This window comes from Paenibacillus sp. 01T424 (assembly GCF_056398745.1).
Genome location: NZ_JBFTPZ010000002.1, coordinates 56,015 through 77,561, shown reverse-complemented (window position 1 = coordinate 77,561; position 21,547 = coordinate 56,015). Strand labels below are relative to the sequence as shown.

At 43.2% G+C, this 21,547-nt stretch carries 17 protein-coding genes; 14 read left to right on the top strand and 3 right to left on the bottom strand.

What is annotated here, in order from left to right; genetic code table 11:
- Positions 1-102: 102 nt before the first annotated feature.
- Entirely contained in the window at positions 103-1,275 is a 1,173-nt protein-coding gene (locus AC1DPK_RS02445; protein ID WP_477509172.1) for a sensor histidine kinase, read from the top strand.
- Entirely contained in the window at positions 1,268-1,978 is a 711-nt protein-coding gene (locus AC1DPK_RS02440) for a response regulator transcription factor (RefSeq protein WP_477509171.1), read from the top strand. The genes AC1DPK_RS02445 and AC1DPK_RS02440 overlap by 8 nt, the downstream gene beginning before the upstream one ends.
- 96 nt (positions 1,979-2,074) lie before the next feature.
- Here AC1DPK_RS02440 and AC1DPK_RS02435 read toward each other — a convergent pair whose 3' ends face one another.
- Positions 2,075-2,401: an antibiotic biosynthesis monooxygenase family protein gene (locus AC1DPK_RS02435; RefSeq protein ID WP_339208191.1), complete on the bottom strand. Its 327-nt coding sequence runs from the start codon at positions 2,399-2,401 to the stop codon at positions 2,075-2,077.
- 299 nt (positions 2,402-2,700) lie between these two features.
- On the opposite strand from AC1DPK_RS02435, the gene AC1DPK_RS02430 reads away from it, so the two are divergent.
- Positions 2,701-4,095, top strand: coding sequence for an alanine/glycine:cation symporter family protein (locus AC1DPK_RS02430; RefSeq protein ID WP_477509170.1), 1,395 nt, complete (start codon positions 2,701-2,703; stop codon positions 4,093-4,095).
- 98 nt (positions 4,096-4,193) lie between these two features.
- Here the strand turns inward: AC1DPK_RS02430 and AC1DPK_RS02425 are convergent, their stop codons facing one another.
- Positions 4,194-4,808, bottom strand: a complete 615-nt coding sequence (locus tag AC1DPK_RS02425; protein WP_477509169.1) for a methyltransferase domain-containing protein — start codon at positions 4,806-4,808, stop codon at positions 4,194-4,196.
- A 269-nt stretch (positions 4,809-5,077) separates the two neighbouring features.
- On the opposite strand from AC1DPK_RS02425, the gene AC1DPK_RS02420 reads away from it, so the two are divergent.
- The 3 genes from AC1DPK_RS02420 (at position 5,078) to glgD (ending at position 8,575) form a co-directional block, all read left to right on the top strand.
- Entirely contained in the window at positions 5,078-5,893 is an 816-nt protein-coding gene (locus tag AC1DPK_RS02420; RefSeq protein ID WP_477509168.1) for an alkaline phosphatase family protein, read from the top strand.
- Positions 5,894-6,302: 409 nt separating this feature from the next.
- Positions 6,303-7,451 (top strand): glucose-1-phosphate adenylyltransferase, encoded by a 1,149-nt coding sequence (locus tag AC1DPK_RS02415; protein ID WP_477509167.1) that lies wholly within the window; start codon positions 6,303-6,305, stop codon positions 7,449-7,451.
- A gap of 11 nt (positions 7,452-7,462) precedes the next feature.
- Positions 7,463-8,575 carry a glucose-1-phosphate adenylyltransferase subunit GlgD gene (gene glgD / locus AC1DPK_RS02410; protein ID WP_339208201.1) on the top strand — a complete coding sequence of 371 codons (1,113 nt, stop codon included), beginning with the start codon at positions 7,463-7,465 and terminating at the stop codon, positions 8,573-8,575.
- 57 nt (positions 8,576-8,632) lie between these two features.
- Here glgD and AC1DPK_RS02405 read toward each other — a convergent pair whose 3' ends face one another.
- The gene (locus tag AC1DPK_RS02405; protein WP_477509166.1) at positions 8,633-9,571 is read right to left on the bottom strand and encodes an AraC family transcriptional regulator; all 939 of its coding nucleotides are present in this window, start codon (positions 9,569-9,571) and stop codon (positions 8,633-8,635) included.
- A gap of 195 nt (positions 9,572-9,766) precedes the next feature.
- Here AC1DPK_RS02405 and AC1DPK_RS02400 point away from each other — a divergent pair, with 195 nt between their 5' ends.
- From AC1DPK_RS02400 to AC1DPK_RS02365, 8 genes are all read left to right on the top strand, one after another.
- Entirely contained in the window at positions 9,767-10,489 is a 723-nt protein-coding gene (locus AC1DPK_RS02400) for a ThuA domain-containing protein (protein WP_477509165.1), read from the top strand.
- Between the two features lie 617 nt (positions 10,490-11,106).
- The gene (locus tag AC1DPK_RS02395) at positions 11,107-13,344 is read left to right on the top strand and encodes a helix-turn-helix domain-containing protein (RefSeq protein WP_477509164.1); all 2,238 of its coding nucleotides are present in this window, start codon (positions 11,107-11,109) and stop codon (positions 13,342-13,344) included.
- Positions 13,345-13,661: 317 nt separating this feature from the next.
- Positions 13,662-14,546 carry an ABC transporter permease gene (locus AC1DPK_RS02390; protein ID WP_477509326.1) on the top strand — a complete coding sequence of 295 codons (885 nt, stop codon included), beginning with the start codon at positions 13,662-13,664 and terminating at the stop codon, positions 14,544-14,546.
- A gap of 21 nt (positions 14,547-14,567) precedes the next feature.
- Positions 14,568-15,467, top strand: a complete 900-nt coding sequence (locus AC1DPK_RS02385; protein ID WP_477509163.1) for a carbohydrate ABC transporter permease — start codon at positions 14,568-14,570, stop codon at positions 15,465-15,467.
- Positions 15,468-15,588: 121 nt separating this feature from the next.
- Positions 15,589-17,298 carry an ABC transporter substrate-binding protein gene (locus AC1DPK_RS02380; protein ID WP_477509162.1) on the top strand — a complete coding sequence of 570 codons (1,710 nt, stop codon included), beginning with the start codon at positions 15,589-15,591 and terminating at the stop codon, positions 17,296-17,298.
- 27 nt (positions 17,299-17,325) lie between these two features.
- Positions 17,326-18,741, top strand: a complete 1,416-nt coding sequence (locus AC1DPK_RS02375) for an alpha-L-fucosidase (protein WP_477509161.1) — start codon at positions 17,326-17,328, stop codon at positions 18,739-18,741.
- Positions 18,742-19,086: 345 nt separating this feature from the next.
- Positions 19,087-20,421, top strand: coding sequence for a multi antimicrobial extrusion protein MatE (locus AC1DPK_RS02370; RefSeq protein WP_477509160.1), 1,335 nt, complete (start codon positions 19,087-19,089; stop codon positions 20,419-20,421).
- Positions 20,422-20,473: 52 nt separating this feature from the next.
- Entirely contained in the window at positions 20,474-21,523 is a 1,050-nt protein-coding gene (locus AC1DPK_RS02365; protein WP_477509159.1) for a glycoside hydrolase family protein, read from the top strand.
- Positions 21,524-21,547: the final 24 nt, after the last annotated feature.

The following is a 21,547-nucleotide window of genomic DNA, read 5'->3' as shown; positions in this document are numbered from 1 at the left end:
TTTTTCGTCATTTTTCGACTGCTTTTACCTCGAACATATGACTTAAGTCATGTTTATGATAAAATAAATGGTAAATCTATCATCCCACTCGGGGGCATTACTATGGATGTACAATTAAATAACAAAATGACTCACATCTTGTTCATCATTGTAATAGGAGCGACGATTTGCTTATTGTTTCATACGAGCAAGCTATCTGCTTTGCTTTTATTGCTGGTATGTACGTATATAGCAATCGTCTTCATTCGAAATTACATCCTAAAGATTAACCTAGAAGGATGGATAGGCATATTGAGCTTATCTATTCAATTAATCTTGGCATCTGTTATATCAATAGGGTCGGACAGCTTTTTTGCACAAATTTATATTTTAATTCTCGTTGGAGAATTTAGCTTTTATCACAGCAGAAAACTGTCCATTATCTTTACTACGTTGAGCTATGCTAGTTTTGTACTAGGACTTTTGGTTTATCGCCAATTCCCGCCCTTTAAAGAAATAGCTTATATGTTGCCTCGAATCATCGACTACTTTGCAATTTTTGGGATAAGCCTCCTTGCAAAAATTGCTTTTCAGCAAAAGAATCAGCTGGCCAAAGACAATGAACAGCTGCGAATCGCATCCATTGAGTTAGCAAAGAAAACACAATTACAAGAGCGGACTAGAATATCCCGTGAAATTCATGATTCCGTTGGACATACGTTAACATCAGCGTTAGCCGGCCTGCAAACAGCAGTACATGCGATTGAGAAAAACAATTATGCGATTGCAAAAGATATGATCAATAGAACGAAAGAATATATTCATAATGGTTTGGATGATGTGCGAAGCTCAGTACAGCTGCTGCATGAAAATGTTCTAGATCAACCTTTTATACCTGAGCTTATTAAGCTGATCGATGAAACGAAGAGACAAACTCAGGTGGAAATTACATGCGAGATTGATGCCGCATTGCCTGAACTGCTGCCAATAGTCGAAATAACGATTTATCGGGCATTGCAAGAAGGCCTTACTAATGGTATTCGGCATGGTTGCAGTACCCATTTTGAGTTTTCGCTAACTCATCGTGATGGGCAGATCCGGTTTATTTTATCCAATAACGGAAAAGTTCCATCGCAATTTGTTCATGGTTTTGGTTTGAAAGCGATGAATGAGCGAGTGAAGGAAATTGGCGGAGAACTAACGATTTTGAACGAGCGTGCTGCCGATGGTGTAGCACTAGACATAAGCATACCTATTCAGACGAAAACGATAGAGCGGAGGGAGCAAATTGTCTAAAAGAACGATTGTGATAGCAGACGATCAGCCCTTAATTCGCGATGGTTTGGCAGCTATTTTAAGTATGGAGGAAGAATATTTAGTTGCAGCTACAACGGGTGATGGGTTGGCAACGATAGCGCAAGTACGATTGCACCGTCCTGAGCTGGTTTTGATGGACATCCATATGCCGAAGTTAGATGGTTTGGAAGCTACAAAACGAATCAAAACGGAATTTCCGGATACCAAAGTGCTCGTTCTTACAACATTCGAGGATGAAGAATACATATGGGAAGCGATACGGCATGGAGCTAACGGCTTTTTAGTTAAAGGGGTTGAGACTAAGAAGCTTCTCTCTACGATTCAGGATTGTTTAGAGGGGAGAATCAATTATCCCAGTCGTATTCAGAAACGTCTTGTACAGGCTCTTAACTTTCCAGAACAGCATGAACAAGGATCACCCAAACAAATTTCCGAGCCTTATTCAATCGAGCAGACTGATGACATGCTGAATGGTTTGTCCGCACAGGAACGAAATATTGTAATGCAATTGAAACAAGGGAAGTCGAATCAAGCTATCGCTTCTGAATTGTTTTTAACGACGGGTACAGTAAAAAATTATTTGAGTGCGATTTATAAAAAACTGAAGGTTTCGAGCCGAACGGAAGCAATCGCATATCTTCATCATTCTTCGGGAACATCATCACCCCCGAGTTCTACGTAGTCGATTGCCGAAAAAGCTGATTTTGGGATAGCCCGAAGTCAGCTTTTTTGCGTAGTCGTACGATGTATTTTATGATGCKGCGCCATGCTTATTTGTTTAGTTTTTTTCGAAACCATAATCCCGTTCGACCTTGCAAACTCTTGTTTTGTAACTGCTATACCATTCCGCTATTCCTTGTTGTTGTGCGACCAAATGCCGTTCATTTTGTTTCCATTTTTGTATCGCTTCAAGGGATTCCCAATAAGACACGGTAATGCCTAGTCCTTCTCTCGCACTTTCTACACCAAGATACCCCGGTTGAACGGAAGCAAGCTTCACCATTTCATCCGCCATTTCCTTGTATTGGTTCTCAATTGCTGTTCGTTCTGATGTAAATATGACAGCATAATAAGGCGGTTGTGGCGTTTTAGCAATTTCACTCATGATTTGCCTCCTTGAATTTGTACATATAAAGTTTAAAGAAAATAATTATACAGTTGTTCTTATCGAAAATAAACAACAGGATGAGCAGAAACCAATATGTGTATTTTGAAAAACATAACGTTTGTGCTATCATAGTTTCTTCCGAATATTAGATTGATGGTAGCAAAAGATTACATATTCCTACACAAATGAGTATTCGAGCAATCACATCAATAGATGAAATTATATTGTTATTAATTCCTTGCCTTGGGAAGTATAACTATGAATGGATTCTTAGAACGACATCGAGAGGGAAACAAATGGAGCAAATGATTCAAGATTTAATTGGTATTGTGAATGATTTTTTATGGTCGAAGCTGTTGATTGTTATGCTTATTGCAATTGGCCTTTACTTCACCCTGCGGTCAAATGTACTGCAATTGCGTATGTTAAAGGAAATGTTCCGTCTGCTGTTTGAGTCCACAAGCGGTCCGCGCGGCAGCATTTCACCATTTCAGGCGTTTTGCATTAGTATGGCAGCTCGTGTAGGAACAGGGAATATTACCGGAATCGCTATCGCGATCGCGTTAGGTGGACCAGGGGCTGTGTTCTGGATGTGGATCATCGCGATTATTGGTTCAGCCTCAAGCTTCGTAGAAAGTACGCTTGCTCAGGTTTACAAGATTAAGGACGGAGAGAGCTTCCGCGGAGGCCCAGCTTATTATATGCAAGCGGGTTTAAAGAAGCGGTGGATGGGCGCCTTATTTGCGATCTTAATTACGTTGTCCTTCGGGCTCGTATTTAATGCTGTGCAGTCGAACACGATTACGATTGCTTTTGAGAACTCTTTTGGCACCAATCGACTGGCAGTGGGATTGATTATGACAGCGATATTTGCTGTTATCATTATTGGCGGTGTTAAGCGGATCGCCAAGCTATCCGAATATATTGTGGTTGTGCTGGCGGTTTTGTATATTGGGGTAGCTCTTACGATTGTTGTGATAAATATTACAGATATGCCGGCAGTGCTTGCTTTAATTGTAAAAAATGCGTTCGGAATAGAACAAGTAGCCGGCGGCTCACTTGGCGCAGCGCTTATGCATGGCGTAAAACGCGGTTTATTTTCTAACGAAGCAGGGATGGGCAGTGCACCCAATGCTGCAGCTACCGCAACGACCAGCCATCCGGCGAAGCAAGGCTTGATCCAAGCGCTTGGTGTTCTGTTTGACACCTTAGTCATTTGTACGAGTACAGCATTTATTATTTTGCTGTCAGGCGTATATGAACAGCAGGGACTAGGCGGAATTGAACTCACGCAAGCAGCTCTGAGCGTACATATGGGTTCATGGGCATCGGGATTCCTAGCCATCATGGTTTTTCTGTTCGCGTTCAGCACATTGATGGGCAATTATTATTATGGGGAAACGAATATTGAGTTTCTCAACACTAGTAAAGTCTGGTTATGGCTATACCGTATTTGTGTGCTGGCGATGGTCATTTTCGGGTCGGTTGCCAAAGTGCAGCTTGTCTGGGATTTAGCAGATTTGTTCATGGGACTGATGGTGGTGGTCAATCTCATCGCCATTACTCTTTTATCACGAATCGCCTTTGATGTGCTGCGGAACTATATGCAGCAGAAGAAGGCAGGGCGTGATCCACAATTTGTTAAGAGCAGCGTCAAAGGTTTGGAAGACGTGGAATGCTGGGATGACTGAGAACCGCATTATGCACAAAGATAAATAAAAGGAGTGTCCTACAGGTCAGRAGTAATGACTTGTAGGGCACTCCTTTTTGTATTTATGGTCATCATCAATCACTTTTCTCTTTGCAATATGATGAAGCTCGCAGATGATAAATGCTTATGTTTTTGTTCGATAATACGCTCAACTTTGTAGTTGCTATAGGCTTTCAAATGATTTAAAATATCCCGATCTCGAATCGTCGGCACGACGTTTGGCTCGTCGGCGCTTGTAATTCGTGTATATAAAATGACATACTCCGCCTCGCATGAGAAAATGTCGTTCAACGTTTTGTTGAAATCATGGTCATCCGTAATATGGTAAAGAACGTCTAAACAAACGACGAGCTCGCATGTTAGATAACCATGGTTAACGAAGTGTCGAGGGTTGTAGGAGAGAAAGCTTTTGGAGCGATCACCGGCAAATCTTTGCGCGCAAATATCGATGGAGGAATTGGCTACGTCCAAACCTAAATACTGTTCATAGCTCATTAATGATATTTGGTTTCCATCCCCGCATCCGAATTCGATTACCTTTTGAATCCCATGTTCGCTTATAAAAGAATTAATTACCTCCGCTTTAAAGTCCGCCAGCACACCGTAAGAGCCGCTGCCTGATGTGCCGCCTTGGGAGTAATTGTTGTCCCAATACGTCTTATAGTCAAATGGCGTCTTTGGTTCTTCGGTCATGTTGATCATTAGCCTCCTTTTATTTCATCCATTTCCTTGGCCTCCACCATTATATGTATAACAGCTTTTAAGTGAACCGAAGCAAAGTCCTTATAATAGAAAACAACAAAATATTCAAAAAATAATAAAGCAAAAACTAAAAATGTGTTTTTAGTTGTTATTAGTTGTTTTTATGTTGACTTTGTAAAGGTAGGTGAGTATGATAAACATGGAAATCATGAGTCGGATTGGGGTAGCACTTATTTCATATAGAAGAGGAGAAATGATGAATGGAGAAAATAGCACGGGTGTTCATTATAGGTTGGGATGGAGCAGGGAATTTTGTGAAAGATGCGCATACACCTAATTTGGATCGATTAATTCGTACAGGTACGTTCACATTTGACGCTCAAACGGTCTCACCAACGATTAGTGCGCAATGCTGGGGATCGCTTCTTCACGGAGTAGGTCCTGAAAAACATGGTCTTACGAATGATATCGCCAGTGAACATACGTTTCCCGAGCAATCGCAATATCCTTCCATTTTTCGAATCGTTCGGGATAACATGCCAGATGCCAAAATGGCGGCGTTCAGCGTCTGGAATCCAATTAACGATGGCATTATCGAATCGACGATTGGTGTGCATAAAGTATCGATGAATGACCGTGAGCTTTCGCTTGCGGCTGCTGAATATATTAAGGGGAATCCCGATGTGTTGCTGATGTTTATCGGCTTAGACTTACCCGATGGAGCGGGGCACCAGCATGGATTCAATACACCTGAACAGCTGCTTGCCATAGAAGAGACGGATGAAAGTACAGGAATCATATTACAAGCCATTGAAGAGACGGGACTTCTGAAAGACAGCTTGATTATTGTCGTTTCCGATCATGGGGGCGGCGGAGAGCAGGCTTATCAGCATGGCAGCGATCACCCACTGGACAAAACGATCTTCTGGGGCTGCACTGGCCCTGGAATTAAACATAATGCCACGCTTCAAGGTGAGCTAATGATTACAGATACGGCGGCAGTTGTTCTCCACGCACTAGGGCTCAATGCAAGAAGCTGGGAGGCCAAGCTGCCTGAAGGCCTTTTTAATCCTTGATCTTTTTTATTCAAAAGCTATGCCTACCCAAAAAACAGCGCGTCCTTAACTAAGGAACGAGCTGTTTTTTTGGGGATATAGACAAATCATTACTAAATTCGTGATAAAAGATGAGCTATTTTCGCTAATATAGGTGGCTTTGTGAGTGAATCTGACAACATTAACAGGAGCATATTTTACGCACTTAAACACTGCGAAAATTGCAAAAATAAGTCATTTAAAATAATAATTAACTGCTGTTGACTTCCTTCTAACGAGGAGGTAATATAATTTTTACAACATTGTATACGCTTACATTTTAAATAAATTTTTGAATACATATAGTAAGGAGGAGGTGTGTTTATAATTATCAGAAAATTCAAACAACATTTTGGAGTATCTAATTTTTTTACGATGGGGAGTGAGCCGAATGCAAAAAAAAGAATGTGTAGCGATGCTGCTTGCAGGCGGTGAAGGAAAAAGATTAAGCCATCTCACGTCTAAGCTAGCAAAGCCAGCTGTGCCTTTCGGCGGCAAATATCGGATCATCGATTTCACGTTAAGCAATTGCAGCAACTCAGGTATTCATACGGTTGGGGTACTGACTCAGTATCAACCGATGGTACTGAACGCTTACATAGGAATAGGCAGCTCATGGGATTTGGATCGAAAAAATGGCGGGGTTACCGTGCTTCCTCCATTTATGGAGCAACGAGGCGGGAGCTGGTATAAAGGGACGGCGCATGCGATCTATCAAAATATTCATTATCTCGAACAATATGATCCTGAATATGTTTTAGTTATTTCCGGTGATCACGTATACAAAATGGATTACTCCCTCATGCTCGAGCAGCACAAGGCAAGGAAAGCGGATGCTACGATCGCCGTAATTGAAGTCCCATTACATGAAGCAAGCCGATTCGGCATTATGGATGTGGATCATGAAGACCGAATTATTGAATTTGAGGAAAAGCCGAAGCTGCCCAAAAATAATCTCGCCTCCATGGGCATATATATTTTTACTTGGGATGTATTAAAAAAGAAATTAATTGCAGATGCGCAGGACCCTGAATCAAGCAATGACTTTGGCAAAGACATTATTCCATCGATGCTCTACAGCAGCCATTCTATTTTTGCCTATCGTTTTAGCGGCTATTGGAAGGATGTTGGAACCGTTGAAAGCCTGTGGGAAGCACATATGGACCTTCTTCTTGAAAATCCACCGTTTACGCTTCATGATGCGAAGTGGCGAATTTACGCTAAAAACCCTAACAAGCCTCCTCATCATATCGCATCTACCGGCAAAGTGACAGGCTCCTTAGTGAATGAAGGATGTATGGTTTTTGGGGAAGTGGATCATTCCGTACTCTTTTACGGTGTTCATGTTGGTGAAGGCAGCCTCATCAAAGACTCGGTTATTATGCCGGACGCAAAGATTGGGAACAATGTCACGATTCATAAAGCGATCATCGGCTCGGGCACTGTCATTCAAGATGGCGCGATTGTAGGCAGCGCGGGTGATGCGGCTGAAATCACTCTAATCGGTGAAAACATGGTCATTTCTTCTCAATTGATATAGGAGTGAATGCGATGAATAATGTTCTAGGCGTCATCAATCTCAGCATTAATCAGCCGCTCTTGCATGAACTGACCTACTCAAGAGCGACAGCGACGGTACCTTTCGGCGGCAGATATCGATTGATTGATTTTGTATTATCCAATATGGTGAATTCCGGAATTAACAATGTGGCAGTACTCGCTCATAACAATTATCGTTCCATCATTGACCATTTGGGTTCTGGGAAAGAGTGGGATTTGGATCGGAAATACCGAGGATTGTTTATTTTGCCCCCTAACAATAGCAATGTTCCCGGCTTTAACGGCGATTTGCAAAATTTTTACGGTTCTCTCGAATATTTTGCCCGCAGCACGGAGGAGTACGTCATCGTTTCAAGCAGTCATATGATTTGCAATATCAACTATACGGAAGCTGTAGAAAATCATAAGCGCACAAATGCAGATATTACTGTCATCTACAAGGAAATGGACGTTGATCGTGACGATTTCTCTAACCTCATTACGCTTGACTTGGCTCGGGATGGGCGAGTCGTACGTATGACAGAAAATCGCCAGAACAAGGAAAGCAACAAAGCCTATATGCGGATGATCATCATTAAGAAAGAGCTGCTTATTAATCTGGTCAAAAAAAGTGTGAATCAAAACTACTATGACCTTGTCCGGCATGTCATTATTCGAAATCTGAACGAGTTAAAAGTGTATGGCTACGAATATAAAGGATATTTGGCCGTCATTAATTCCGTTCAAAATTATTTTAAGCACAGCAAAGAGCTGTTGAATCCTGAGGTATGGAAATCTCTATTTTACGAGCCGGGTGTTATTTACACCAAAATCAAGGATGAACCGCCTGCAAGATACGCGAGTAGTGCCATCGTTAAAAATTCACAGGTGGCTAACGGTTGTATTATTGAGGGAACTGTGGAAAATAGTATCTTATTCCGAGGCGTTCGAATCGGGAAAGGGGCCGTTGTTCGAAATAGTATCGTGATGCAGAAATGTGTGATTGATGAGGATTCTAGCCTTGATCACGTTATTCTCGATAAAGAGGTACATGTCACGCGGGGAAATAAGCTGGCAGGAGAGGAAATGTCACCTACCGTTTTCTCAAAGAAAAGCATAATATAAAACATACAGCGACCGCTTCTCGTTTTTTACGGGAGAGCGGTCGTTTTGTATTTTAACTTACTTCATGCCTTCCATCGCAACTCTGGATTCGCTGCGCATGCGCAGCTTGTATTCTCGTGGTGAGCACTGATTTTGCCGTTTAAAGAGCTTATAGAACTGGGCCATGTTCGTAATGCCGACCTCGTAGCTGACATCCATGATGCTTAGCTCACTCGTCAGCAGCAGCAGCTCGGATCGTTTAATTCGTTTATAGTTGACGTATTCAACGAAAGAGACGCCCATCGTTTTTTTGAAATATTTAATGAAGTAGTGGTAGCTCAAATTAAGCAAAGAACTAGCATCCTCTACGGACAGCTTGCTGCTTAAATGGGTGTCCACATAATCGAGAACGGGTCGTAATCGATTTAGTTCAATTTCCTCTGTATCGTTCAGCAGGTTTCGGCTGTCGCTTCTAAGCAGCAGAAGCAGCAATCGCTTTATAATTGAGCTGATAGCAATCTCGTAGCCTCTCATCCTCGTTTGCGACTCTTTGAATATTTCCAAAATGAAGGCATGGGTTTCTTGCTTGGCTGTTTCGTTCATGTCAAAAATATAATTAAGCTTATCTAGCGGCTCTGTCAGCTCGGAGAAGCAATTCAAATAAGGCATCGTACTCTGGTCAAAATGTTTGCCCAAATCTATCTGAAATACAACATAGTGCTGTACTTCCGAAAGTGGTTTGTGGGAGCGATGTGGCTGGGAGGCGCCTAGCACCATAACATCGCCTGGTCCGAGGACGGCATAGCCGTGCTTGCTTTGCACACCTAAGTGACCTTCAATAATAGCGAGGAATTCTACTTCTTTATGATAGTGCCATGGATGTTTCTCAAGCGTGCTGAAATAGTCAGCTTCGGAGTAAATCTCCCAAATTTTAAGAAACAATAGCGGATTTTGATAAATGACTTCTTCATTGATCGCTTCGGAATGCGTATCAATGGAGGTTTTTATGATAGGCATGGGCATGACCTCCATTTTGAAGTATACCACTTTTGGAAATGTTGAATCAATAAACGCGTCATTATTAGCTGTCTTTTCAGCTCATTTGAAAAAGGAAGACACTTTTGAATATAAAATCAGCATGTTTAAGTATTACGTAAACGGCGCGAATTTTTTATACTGAGATTAACTGAATGAATAAGGAGTGTTCATATAATGGCAAAGGTAACGGTATGGAATGAAAATCGTCATGAGCAATTAAATCCGGTTGTAGCTGGAATTTATCCTCAAGGTATTCACGGTGCGATTGCAGGATTTTTAACTGAAGCTGGCTACGATGCGGGAACGGCTACACTAGATGAGCCAGAGCATGGATTAACGGATGAGGTATTAAACAATACAGATGTACTCATTTGGTGGGGACATCTTGCGCATGGAGATGTAAAGGACGAAATCGTTCAAAAAGTACAGCAGCGCGTGCTGGATGGAATGGGCTTGATTGTTCTTCACTCCGGTCATTTCTCCAAGATTTTTAAAGTATTGATGGGTACAAGCTGTGACTTGAAATGGCGTGAAGCGGATGAGAAGGAACGCCTTTGGGTTGTAGCGCCAAGCCATCCGATTGCTGCAGGCCTTGGGGAGTATATCGAGCTGGAAAAAGAAGAAATGTACGGCGAGCATTTTGACATTCCTGCTCCAGACGAGCTTATTTTTACAAGCTGGTTTGAAGGCGGAGAAGTGTTCCGCAGCGGCTGTACGTTTACACGTGGAAACGGCAAAGTATTTTACTTTAGACCGGGACATGAAACTTATCCAACGTACCATAACAAAGACATTCAACGCGTCATTACGAATGCCGTGAAATGGGCACAGCCGGTAGACCGCAATCGCCCGGTTTATGGAAATGCACAGCCACTTGAAAAAATTTCGGTAAAATAAAATTATAAAAAAAGTAATGTAACGCTTGGGATTTGAATCCCAAGCGTTATTTTGTTTTGAGCACTATTTTGAAGCGTAACATTTAGTCAAAATAGAGCATTGGCAAATGGGGTATAATCCACCATACTAAATGGAGTGATCGCTCGGGCTTGCCTGCCCGATTGCATAGATGAAATCCTTGTCGCACGAACAATACAATAAGCGTGCACTATATCTAAAGCCGGCTGCGTGCTTTTGGATATGGTGCTTTTTAATCCTATGGCCGATTGTAAAGAAAGCAGCGTTAATCGTGTTGGCAAGCGGCTGTTTTGGCGAAAACAATGCAGGAAGTTGAAAACGGTTTATTGATCTTACCAGCGCAACCGCCTAAGATAAATAAAACCAAACTCGCACGGCCTGCACATGAGAAGAGGGCATTGCTCCTGAAGAGGCTGCCATGCCTCGATACGGAAACGGTATCGGGGTTTCTTTGGTTTACATCACCCGGGAAATAATTACAGTGTGCTTTTGCAGAGAAAGTTTATGTGTTCGTTGCATGGCTTTGAAACTTCAGGTAAAGGGCGGCTGTTTATAAACAAGAAAACGGCGCTAATCATCAGAGAAAAGGGTGAGGGCTAATGATGAGCAAATCGTGGTTTAATCGGCTGCTTCTTTCCTATATGCCGATATTTATTATCGTAGTTACCTTCACTTTTTTTGTGTTTTTTCAATTAATTAGTGAGCAGGGTCGGAAAGAAGCTATTAATGCTAACAGCATGTTGTCTTTGCAAGCGATGAGGTTAATCGACACGTCCTTGCGAGCGATAGATAACATGGTGATGAAGGAATCGATTAACAACAAGTCACTTATCGATTTTTTCAACAGCAACGAGAATGGTGACCCTTATATTAACATTAGCGCCGTCATGAAAATGAACGATATGATTTCTTATTATCCGCTCATTGATTCTGTCTATCTGGTTCGCTATGAAGATCAGGTTGTGCTAAGTAATGCGACGGGCGGACATATCGACACCTATCCAGACAAAGCTTTTATCGAGCAATATCGCAATACGATCTCTCAGAAATGGACGGATAAGCGGGCATTTAAGCAATTTACGTTATTGGAGAGCAAGGATGTTGTCAGCCTCGTGAGAGGTGCTCCATTCATGACGGGTGAAAAAGGTATGATCGTTGTCAATGTCGCAACGGATTCTTTGGAGCGTTTAGTTCATGAGCTTTACAATTCGGAAGTCAGCTTCATTCGCATCAAAGACGGAGCGGGCAATGAATTGCTCAATGCGGCAGAACCTGTAGATTCTATGCGCGTTTATGCAAATTATAAATCGAGTTATTCAAATTGGTCTTATATAAGCGGTTTTGTGCAAGGTACGTTTATTCAAACGGTATCGTTGCTCTATAACGTATGGTTTGTAATCGGGCTCCTGATGATCATTGCAGGTCTCGTATGGATGATTTATATATCAAGGCGAAATGCGAAGCCGGTAGAACAAATTGTGTCACGCTTCAGCGGATATAAATTAGCGCTGGCAGAAAGTGGGAAAAATATCGGATCGGGCAGGATTAACGAGTTTGTCTTTATCGAATCCGCACTTGATAATTTAACAGAGCAGGCAAGGCAATATCAGCAGCAATATAAGGAAGATCTTCATTTACGGACACGTAATCTATTCCATCAGCTTATTGAGGCTGGAGCGGAGCTGACGCTTGGGGAATGGCAGCGCGAAGCGCAGCGGCTGCAGCTTCCCGCGCCTGCGGATCGCCATACGCTTATTGTCATGGAACTGGATAAGTACGGAGAGTTTTGCAGCAGTTATTCGCGAAACGATCAAAATTTGTTGAAATTCGCTCTGCGAAGTATTACTTATGAGCAATCGTCACGCTTCGGATACGCGTGCTGGGCAGAATGGACAGCCTCTTCTCGTCTCAGTGTTATTTTATTTGAGAGCGGGAATGCTCCTGCTGCAATGCTAGTTCAGCTATGTGACAGCATTCGGGCTTGGATTGAACAAAATATGAAGTTCACGATTAGTATAGGAATCGGTGATCCAGCCTTGCAGCATTCTGAAATCGCAAAGTCGTTTCAACAGGCTTTGGAAGCACTTAATTACAAAATGGTGCTTGGCGAAAATCGCCTTATTACACGCGAGGATATGATGAGTCAAGGCCAAGTTGAAGTATACGCTTATCTTGGGATGATTAGATCGGCTGTTTATGCCTTCCGCAAATCAGAAGCGAGCTGGAGAGCAGAATTAGACGATTTGTTCAGCCAGATGAAGCAAGGCTTGCTCACTAAGGACGAGATTATGAATGTTATTAATTACTTGCTTTATAGTTTGGGACGCGAGCTGTCTGCTCTCGGCAAGGAATTTAATCTCGTATGGGAAAGCGAAGCACTGCCGGTTCTAACGGGGAAATTGGATAACTGCCATTCTCTGGAAAATATGCACGAGGCGATCATCGGTAAAATGACAGAGCTTGAGCATACGCTTGCAGATATGCGATATAGCGGTCAGCATGCCGGCATTATTCAGGAGATGCGGAGAGTTATTGAAGAGGAATATGTAAATCCGAATATGTCGCTTGAATATTTAAGCGAGAAATATGATATGAATGCCAAATATGTGAGCAAGCTGTTCAAAGAAACAACAGGCCAGAAGTTCATTGATTTCTTAATTGATATTCGGCTGAATGAAGCGAAGCGGCTTTTGAAAGAGACACGGAGGACGGTTCAGGATATTGCGGAAGAGGTTGGCTACACAAGTGCGATTTCGTTTACGAGAGTGTTCAAGAAAGTGGTTGGATGCTCGCCAGGCGAATACCGTTCAGAGACGCTGAAGCAGCAAAATGGCTGAATATACATGGTGTTGAAAATCGTTAAGCGCAAGAATTATGTTAGTTCTTTTATCGAAAAATGGATGCTATAGGGACGGCAGCACCGATAGTATAAGGTGCTGCCGTTTCTTATGGAGCAGCGATGCGAAAAAGGTTAAGCGAGCAATTAATGTATCTTGTTGCATGGTGAGGGCAGCTTATAAAATGATCACATGAAAGCGCAACCAAAAATGAGAATGTTAAAGGAGGCTAGCCCTTGTCCAAAGTTAATCATGAATGGCATTCCGTTCCGCAGGCCTTTGCACATCCAGCAAGAAGGTATGGGCCTCTACGCAAAATGGCTCGCCACTGGCAATTGTATATCGTCATTTTATTGCCGATTGCTTATCTCATTATATTCAAATATGTCCCCATGGCTGGCATCGTGATCGCGTTCAAAGATTACAACGTCATTAAGGGCATCTTTGGAAGCGAGTGGATCGGGCTAAAATATTTCAAGCAGTTTTTCGAATCACCAAATTTTTGGCTCTATATGAAAAATACGCTTGGCATTAGCTTCTATGGCTTGTTAGTCGGCTTTCCAGCCCCAATCATCCTTGCGCTTGCGCTTAATGAAGTGCGCAATGGACTATTCAAGAAAAGTGTACAGCTGGTTTCTTATGCACCTTACTTTATATCAACGGTCATTATGGTATCGATCTTAATTGTCAACTTGACCCCAAACGTGGGGATCGTCAGCAAATTGTTCCAAATGCTTGGCGTGGAAAACACAAACTTTATGGGTATTCCTTCATTATTCAAATCCATCTATGTCTGGTCGGATGTGTGGCAGCATACCGGTTACGGGGCCATTATCTATATTGCGGCATTAGCTGGCGTCAATCCTGAGCTGTATGAAGCGGCAAGGGTTGATGGGGCATCGAGAATACAAAAAATTATTAATGTCGATATCCCTAGTTTAATTCCGGTATCCGTCATTCTTCTTATTCTTAATTTAGGCAATCTGATGAAACTCGGTTTTGAGAAAATTTATTTAATGCAAAATCCGCTTAACCTAGCGACCTCAGAAGTCATTTCTACTTATGTGTATAAAGTGGGCTTGCTGGGTTCGAGCTTCAGCTTCTCAGCAGCAATCGGAGTTTTCAACTCCGTTATTAATTTAACATTGCTGATTGTCGTCAACTATATCGCTAGAAAAATTTCAAATAATAGTCTGTGGTAATTGAGGCAGAAGGGAGACTTTATGAAAAAAAACGTTACCATTCGAGAATCAAACGGAGATCGTTTATTCATGGCATTCATTTATGCTTTTCTGACTGTGGTTCTATTAGTGGTGCTTCTGCCGCTTCTCTATATTTTAAGCTCTTCCTTTAGTTCGCCGCAGGCTGTCGTCTCCGGCAAGGTATGGCTGTTCCCGGTCCATTTCACGCTCGATGGCTACAAGGCGGTATTCAACAATCCGCAGATCGGCACTGGATTTATGAATTCATTGTTCTATACAGTAGTCGGAACGATCATTAATGTTATTCTGACGGTCATGCTTGCTTATCCGTTAGCGAGGAAAACGTTTTATGGAAGAAATTTTTTCATGGTTCTTCTTGTTATCACGATGATGTTTGAGGGCGGGTTGATTCCGTATTATTTGGTTGTCAAACAATTGCATCTGCTGGATACAAGATGGGCTATGATTTTGCCGGGAGCTCTTGCCGTATTCCAAGTCATCATAGCACGAACCTTCTTCCAGACCAGTATTCCTGAGGAGCTGTCCGAGGCGGCGGACCTCGATGGCTGCAGCGACATTCGGTTTATTTTCAGCATCGTACTCCCGCTCTCGAAACCAATCTTGGCCGTTATGATGCTGATGTATGCAGTAGGACATTGGAATGCATATTTCGATGCACTCATATTTCTGCGATCCCAGGAATTGTTTCCCMTGCAAATCGTATTGCGTAATATTCTAATTCTAAATACGGTGGATGCGTCGATGATTTCCAATGCGAATCAGATGCTTGCTCAGCAGGGACTAAAGGATTTATTGAAATATTCATTGATAGTTGTTGCTAGCGGACCTGTACTCATCATCTATCCTTTTGTTCAGAAGTATTTTGTCAAAGGCGTCATGATTGGTTCCTTGAAGGGATGAGTAGGAGGATTTCTTTTGGAGGGGGGATGGGTTGCCTTTGGGGCCGAGGCAATCATTCAGTTACAAACGTTACAGCATGCTGCTAGGATTGACTAGGATATAACAAGGAGGAGTCGGTTTTATGAGAAAAGGATGGAAAAAATCCAGTGCAATCTTAATGTGTGTCGTACTTAGCTGTGTTGTTATTCTAGCTGCTTGCAGCAAGGATACGGGGAAATCCGGCAATGGCAAAACAGAGGAAACAGGACAAAAAGAAACAAATGCTGTGCAAGAGGATCTTTTTACAGCTGTAGGTACGTATCCCATTGTGAATAAGCAGATGACGCTTAAGATGTTTGCTCCTCAGCTTCCTACGATCGAGAACATGGAGACGAATACGTACACGAAGTTTTTGGAAGAAAAAACGAACATTAAGATTGCATGGGATCTCGTTCCAAGCAATGCGCTTGAGGACCGCAAACAGCTGATGCTCGCGAGCGGTGATTATCCGGAAGTCATTTTGCAAGCTAATCTTACAAGAGAAGAGCAAATGAAGTATGGGAAGCAAGGCGTATTCCTTCCTTTGAATGAATTAATCGATAAGTACGCTCCTAATATAAAAAAAGCTCTAGCAGATATTCCATATATGAAGTCTTCTATTACAGCTCCAGATGGAAACATCTATGCGCTGCCGCAAGTCAATGAATGCTACCACTGCGATAATGCTTTGAAGCTTTGGATCAACAAGGCTTGGCTTGACAAGCTTGGACTCCAGCTGCCTACAACAACGGAGGAGTTCTATCAGGTCATGAAGGCATTTAAGGAACAAGATCCGAACGGAAACGGAAAGAAGGATGAGCTTCCGCTTACAGGGTCCGATGAAATGTGGGCTGGCAACGTATCCGCTTTCTTGATGAATGCGTTTATAGTAGATGATTATACCGAGAAAAATGCCGGCACCTTCTTATCAGTTAAAGATAGCAAAGTCGACTTTGTAGCTAACAAGGATGAATGGAAGCAAGGGCTTGAATACTTGAACAAGCTGTACAAGGAAGGGTTGATCGACCCGGCAGCCTTCACACAAAATGCGGATGCGATTCAACAGCTGGCGAACCGCGAGCCGGATAACATTATGGGAGCTGTGACAACCGCGCTTATAAGCTATGGCTATAATATGTCGGAAACTCAGCCTAGGCACAAGGATTATGTGACGCTGCCTCCGCTGAAAGGACCAAGTGGCGTACAGCAAACGCTTAACTTCGCGGGCATTARCAAATCGCAATTTGCGATTACGAATAAGGCGACCGCAGATCAACAGATCGCTGCGATCAGACTAGCCGATTATTTGTTCACGGAGGAAGCGATTGTGCTGCAAGAGAATGGCCCTGAAGGGCAAGGCTGGCGCAAGGCAGAGGACGGCGAATTAGATATTGATGGCAAGCAGGCTAAGTATGCTTATATTCAACGGGAGAGCAAGCAAACGCATAATGATGGCTGGGAGCAAATTGGCCCTTCACTTCGTACCTATGCATACCGTTCCTCTTGGATGGCTATTCAGGACCCGCTAGCAGACGGTGGATATGGAACACGTTTGAATACGGAATCGAAAAAATATGAATCATTCCATTCCAAAGAAATGTATCCAAACGGCGTATTCATTGCGCAAGATGATGCGGAAATCGCTGCTCAGCTCAAAACAACGATTATTGATTATACAAAATCCAATATGGCACAGTTTATTACGGGCTCCAAAGACATCAGCAAGGAATGGGATGCTTATGTAAAAGGTTTTGACGGCTTGCAGCTTGGCAAATACATTGAAATTTATCAAAATGCATTGGGCAATTCTTAATAACCGAATGGAGGAGGCTTTGCAGCAATGAGCGAACTATCCAGTGATAACGTGCTAGAAGAAACAGAAGAGCAAGAGCTTCATGAAGGCGTGCATAATTTTAGCAGCGAGCGTGATTGGATACGGCCTGATAATCCAGTTACGCTTGAGCGATTGGAATGGTTTAAGGATCAGAAGCTCGCACTTATGATGCACTGGGGACCTTATTCCCAGCTAGGAGTTGTAGAGTCTTGGGCGCTAAGCGACGAGGATCAGGATTGGTCGCGTGAAGGCATTGACTGGGAGAAGGATGGCGAAGCATTCAAGCAGCAATATTTTGATTTAAATAAGACGTTTAATCCGATTCGCTTTCAGCCAGACGTATGGGCAGATCTAGCGGAGGAGGGAGGTTTCAAATACCTCATTTTTACGACGAAGCATCATGACGGATATTGCATGTGGGACACAAAAACGACGGATTATCGCATCACTGATGAACAGACACCGTTTCATACGCATAAATATGCCGATATTTGCCGTCATGTATTTGATGCATTCCGCGCGAAAGGGTTGTCTATCGCCGCCTATTTCTCGAAAGCAGATTGGCATACGCCTTATTACTGGGCACCGGATATGGAGCGAAGTCTTACTAATACGCGGCGTGGGCCTACTTACGACCCGCAGGAGCATCCTGAGCTGTGGAACAAGTTTGTCGATTTTACACACGAGCAAATTACTGAGTTATTGACGCAATATGGCCGAATAGATGTCCTATGGCTTGACGCCGGCTGGGTAAAGCCGCTTCGAAGCGGTCAGGACATTCGCCTTGGCGAGATTGTGGAGAAAGCAAGGGAGCAGCAGCCATGGCTGCTCTCGGCAGATCGCACAGTAGGCGGACCGTATGAAAACTATGTTACTCCTGAGCAGACCATTCCGACTGAGGCGATGAATATCCCTTGGGAGAGCTGCATTACGATGGGGACGTCCTTCTCTTTCCGATATGAAGATAAATATAAACCGACGCGCCAAATCGTGAAGATTTTGCTTGAGGTTGTAGCTAAGGGCGGCAATCTCGCGTTAAATGTAGCTCCGCAGCCTGATGGCAGGCTTCCCGAAGGAGCTATCCATCGTATGAAGGAACTGGGTGCTTGGCTGAAGGTGAACGGTGAAGCGATTTATGGTACTCGCATTTGCGCGCCTTACTATACAGRCAGTCAAGCGTTCACGCAAAAAGGAGATTATGTTTATTGTGCCAACCACTATCCATCAGATGATACTCTAGTATCAGAGACGGTCTTTATTCCTTATGAAGGCTTGCTGGAGTCGATTGAGCTGCTCGGAATGGAAGGAAAGCTGAACTGGACACATGAGAACGAAGGGATTTCCGTGCAGCTGCCTGAAGTTGCCGTGAAGGGACCTGCACCAATTGCGCATGTGTTTCGGATGTTGAGGAAAATAACTTGAGGTCGTCTGCTATAGCATAGGAATAGATTGTTCAAGATATTAAGCTTAAGCATGTTGCACTCAGCAACATGCTTTTCTCTTGTGGAAAAGGATAAAAGAAATATATTTATCGTATATGAAAACAACAAATGAATCCTTTCAACCAAAAAAGAAGGTGAATCGGGAAGAAATACCAGTTATACTTAAAAAGTGCGTTTCACATGAATCAAACATGATTCGATGACGATAACGGAATCTGCTCCTGAGACGTTTGAAAGTTCAAATACGTTCGGCGGCCGCTTCTCGGTATCTTTTCCGGGAGGAGGACGCCTACACTTTTTTACGATATGGCAAGGAGAAGCAGCTATGAACCTATCATTATCAGAGCCACAGAAGCAAGCAGTAAGCATGAAAAAGCTTTGGTCTTTTTTTCTCCCGTTAGGCATTTCGGCAAGCTTAGTTACGATTTCACATGTCATTATCAATAGTACCTTAAGCCGAGCGGCTAACCCTGAGAGCATCATTGCCAGCTATGCCATTGCGATGAGCTTGCTTGCTATTACAGAGAGGCCAGCCGTGCTGCTGCGGCAAACCTGCTCCACACTCGTTCGCGACAAACGGTCGTTTAAATCGACGCTTACCGTTGCACAGCTTGTGTTTGCCAGCATTATGCTATTAGGTTTTATAATCAGCTATACTCCGGTTGGAACACTTATTTTCAAGGGAGTGTTCGGGGTTAGTGAAGACAATGTCCATGATGTTATTCGAGTGTATAAGGTATTGATGTTCGTAAGCTTGTTCTCTGGCATTCGTTGTCTCTACCATGGTGTCATTATTTACAATCTGCGTACGAAATGGTTAACCATTGGCATGGCGATTAGACTGGCAGGAATGTATGCGCTTTCGCTTTATTTTATACATACAGGCGTTACCAGCGGGGTTGTTGGAGCAATTATTTTCTTATTCGGCATGATGATCGAAGCAGCTGTCAGCTATTCAGAAGGACGTTTACTGGTGCGCAAAATGCCCGAAAAGCTGGACAATCACCCTGTTGAAAACAAGCATCATGTATTTTCTTTTTATCGGCCCTTACTGTTTTCCTCGTTTATATCCGTATGGATCGGACCGGCGATTAATGCGATGCTTGGGAAAACATGGGATGCGCAGCTAGCCATTTCATCGTTTGCTATTGCGGCTAGTTTAGTTATGCTTCTCAGCAGCTTTTTCAGTTATTTCCATCAAATTGTGATTAACTTTTATCGTGTCGATCCTTTAGCTGTCCGAAAGTTTATATTAATGCTTGGTTTTATTCCTGCTATATTAATGGGATTGATAGTATATACACCCGCAGGCGTATTTTTACTAGAGCATGTGATCGGCGTTCATGGACGGCTGCAGGCTGAGAGCATACGAGTATTGCAAGCCTTTGTGTTGTTCGCGCTCGTTATGCCTTGGCTCGATGTCATGAATGGAATCGTGTTTGTGAGAGGGCAAACGAAGCTGATCTTTGGTTCTCAAATTGCCAATCTCAGCTTTACCTTCATCACACTTCTAATCGGCATTGGGCTCGCGCCAGAATGGAACGGGACAATAGGGGCATGGGCACAATCGATCGGCATGACGGCAGAGCTCCTCTTCGTAGCATTGGCGCTGAAATTTGTTAAACAGCCTGATCCTGTGCCAATGGGTAAACGTGGATAGATTCACCCTGCAATATTCGAAATCGACTCATTAATCGACGAGGAGAATGATCATGGGAAATCGCATATATGAAAATCTATTGCCGGCACCGAAGAACGGTGGATTTAAAATGGATGGCTATTATATTTGGTGCGGCTCAGTTGTGCAAGGCGAGGATGGAAAATATCATATGTTTGCTTCAAGGTGGCCTAAGGAATATGGCTTTGCTGCGCAGTGGCTGTTCAACTGCGAGATTGTTAGAGCAGTTAGCGAAACGCCTGAGGGGCCTTATACTTTTGCCGAAGTTATATTTGAGCGAAGAGAGCGCAGTTATTTTGACGCTTTGAATCAACATAATCCGTCGGTGAAATATTGGAACGGAACGTACTATCTTTACTATTTTGGAACGACTTATGGAGGGCCTATCCCAGCAGTGGGAGAGAAAATAAGTCAAGAAAGAGATGTCGAGGTTTGGAATCGAAAAAGAATTGGGTTAGCCACTTCGATATCTATATTTGGACCGTGGGAGCGTCCAGATGCCCCTTTGTTAGAGCCAAGAGCGCCTGGGCATTGGGATTGTACGATTACAACCAATCCATCAGCAGCTATATTGCCGGACGGAACGACGTATATGATTTATAAGTCGAGAGAGTATGCGGGCTCTACCTTGCAATTAGGCGTTGCCCGTGCTCCTCGTCCAGAAGGTCCGTATACCCGTTTGCAGGAGGAACCGATTTTTCAGTTTGACAATCCAGACTTCCACGTCGAAGATCCGTTTCTGTGGTGGGAGGATGGGAAATTTCATATTTTAATTAAAGATGATTTTAAAAACGATTCGGGCGGTGTCACTGGCGATTGGGGAGCGGGCATCTATGCAACAAGCACCGATTGCTTGCACTGGGATATTTCAAATGATCCTAAGGCGTATACAAGAGATGTCCTGTGGGATGATGGCACGAGGACGGTTCAAGCGAACATCGAGCGTCCTAATTTGTTGTTCCATGATGGCAAGCCAACCCATTTATTTCTGGCAACCGGAAACGGGACTCAGCCTTGGGATTTTGAAGGGAACACTTGGAGTATGGTTATTCCTTTAAAGAAAACAGTGTCTGAGCATAGCTGAGAACAAGCTTTGATTTTTGCCTAA

Coding starts and splice junctions, on each gene's coding strand:
- AC1DPK_RS02445 (WP_477509172.1), top strand. CDS start 103: ATGGATGTACAATTAAATAACAAAATGACTCACATCTTGTTCATCATT.
- AC1DPK_RS02435 (WP_339208191.1), bottom strand. CDS start 2,401: ATGAGTGAAATTGCTAAAACGCCACAACCGCCTTATTATGCTGTCATA.
- AC1DPK_RS02430 (WP_477509170.1), top strand. CDS start 2,701: ATGGAGCAAATGATTCAAGATTTAATTGGTATTGTGAATGATTTTTTA.
- AC1DPK_RS02425 (WP_477509169.1), bottom strand. CDS start 4,808: ATGACCGAAGAACCAAAGACGCCATTTGACTATAAGACGTATTGGGAC.
- AC1DPK_RS02420 (WP_477509168.1), top strand. CDS start 5,078: ATGGAGAAAATAGCACGGGTGTTCATTATAGGTTGGGATGGAGCAGGG.
- AC1DPK_RS02415 (WP_477509167.1), top strand. CDS start 6,303: ATGCAAAAAAAAGAATGTGTAGCGATGCTGCTTGCAGGCGGTGAAGGA.
- glgD (WP_339208201.1), top strand. CDS start 7,463: ATGAATAATGTTCTAGGCGTCATCAATCTCAGCATTAATCAGCCGCTC.
- AC1DPK_RS02405 (WP_477509166.1), bottom strand. CDS start 9,571: ATGCCTATCATAAAAACCTCCATTGATACGCATTCCGAAGCGATCAAT.
- AC1DPK_RS02400 (WP_477509165.1), top strand. CDS start 9,767: ATGGCAAAGGTAACGGTATGGAATGAAAATCGTCATGAGCAATTAAAT.
- AC1DPK_RS02395 (WP_477509164.1), top strand. CDS start 11,107: ATGATGAGCAAATCGTGGTTTAATCGGCTGCTTCTTTCCTATATGCCG.
- AC1DPK_RS02390 (WP_477509326.1), top strand. CDS start 13,662: ATGGCTCGCCACTGGCAATTGTATATCGTCATTTTATTGCCGATTGCT.
- AC1DPK_RS02370 (WP_477509160.1), top strand. CDS start 19,087: ATGAACCTATCATTATCAGAGCCACAGAAGCAAGCAGTAAGCATGAAA.
- AC1DPK_RS02365 (WP_477509159.1), top strand. CDS start 20,474: ATGGGAAATCGCATATATGAAAATCTATTGCCGGCACCGAAGAACGGT.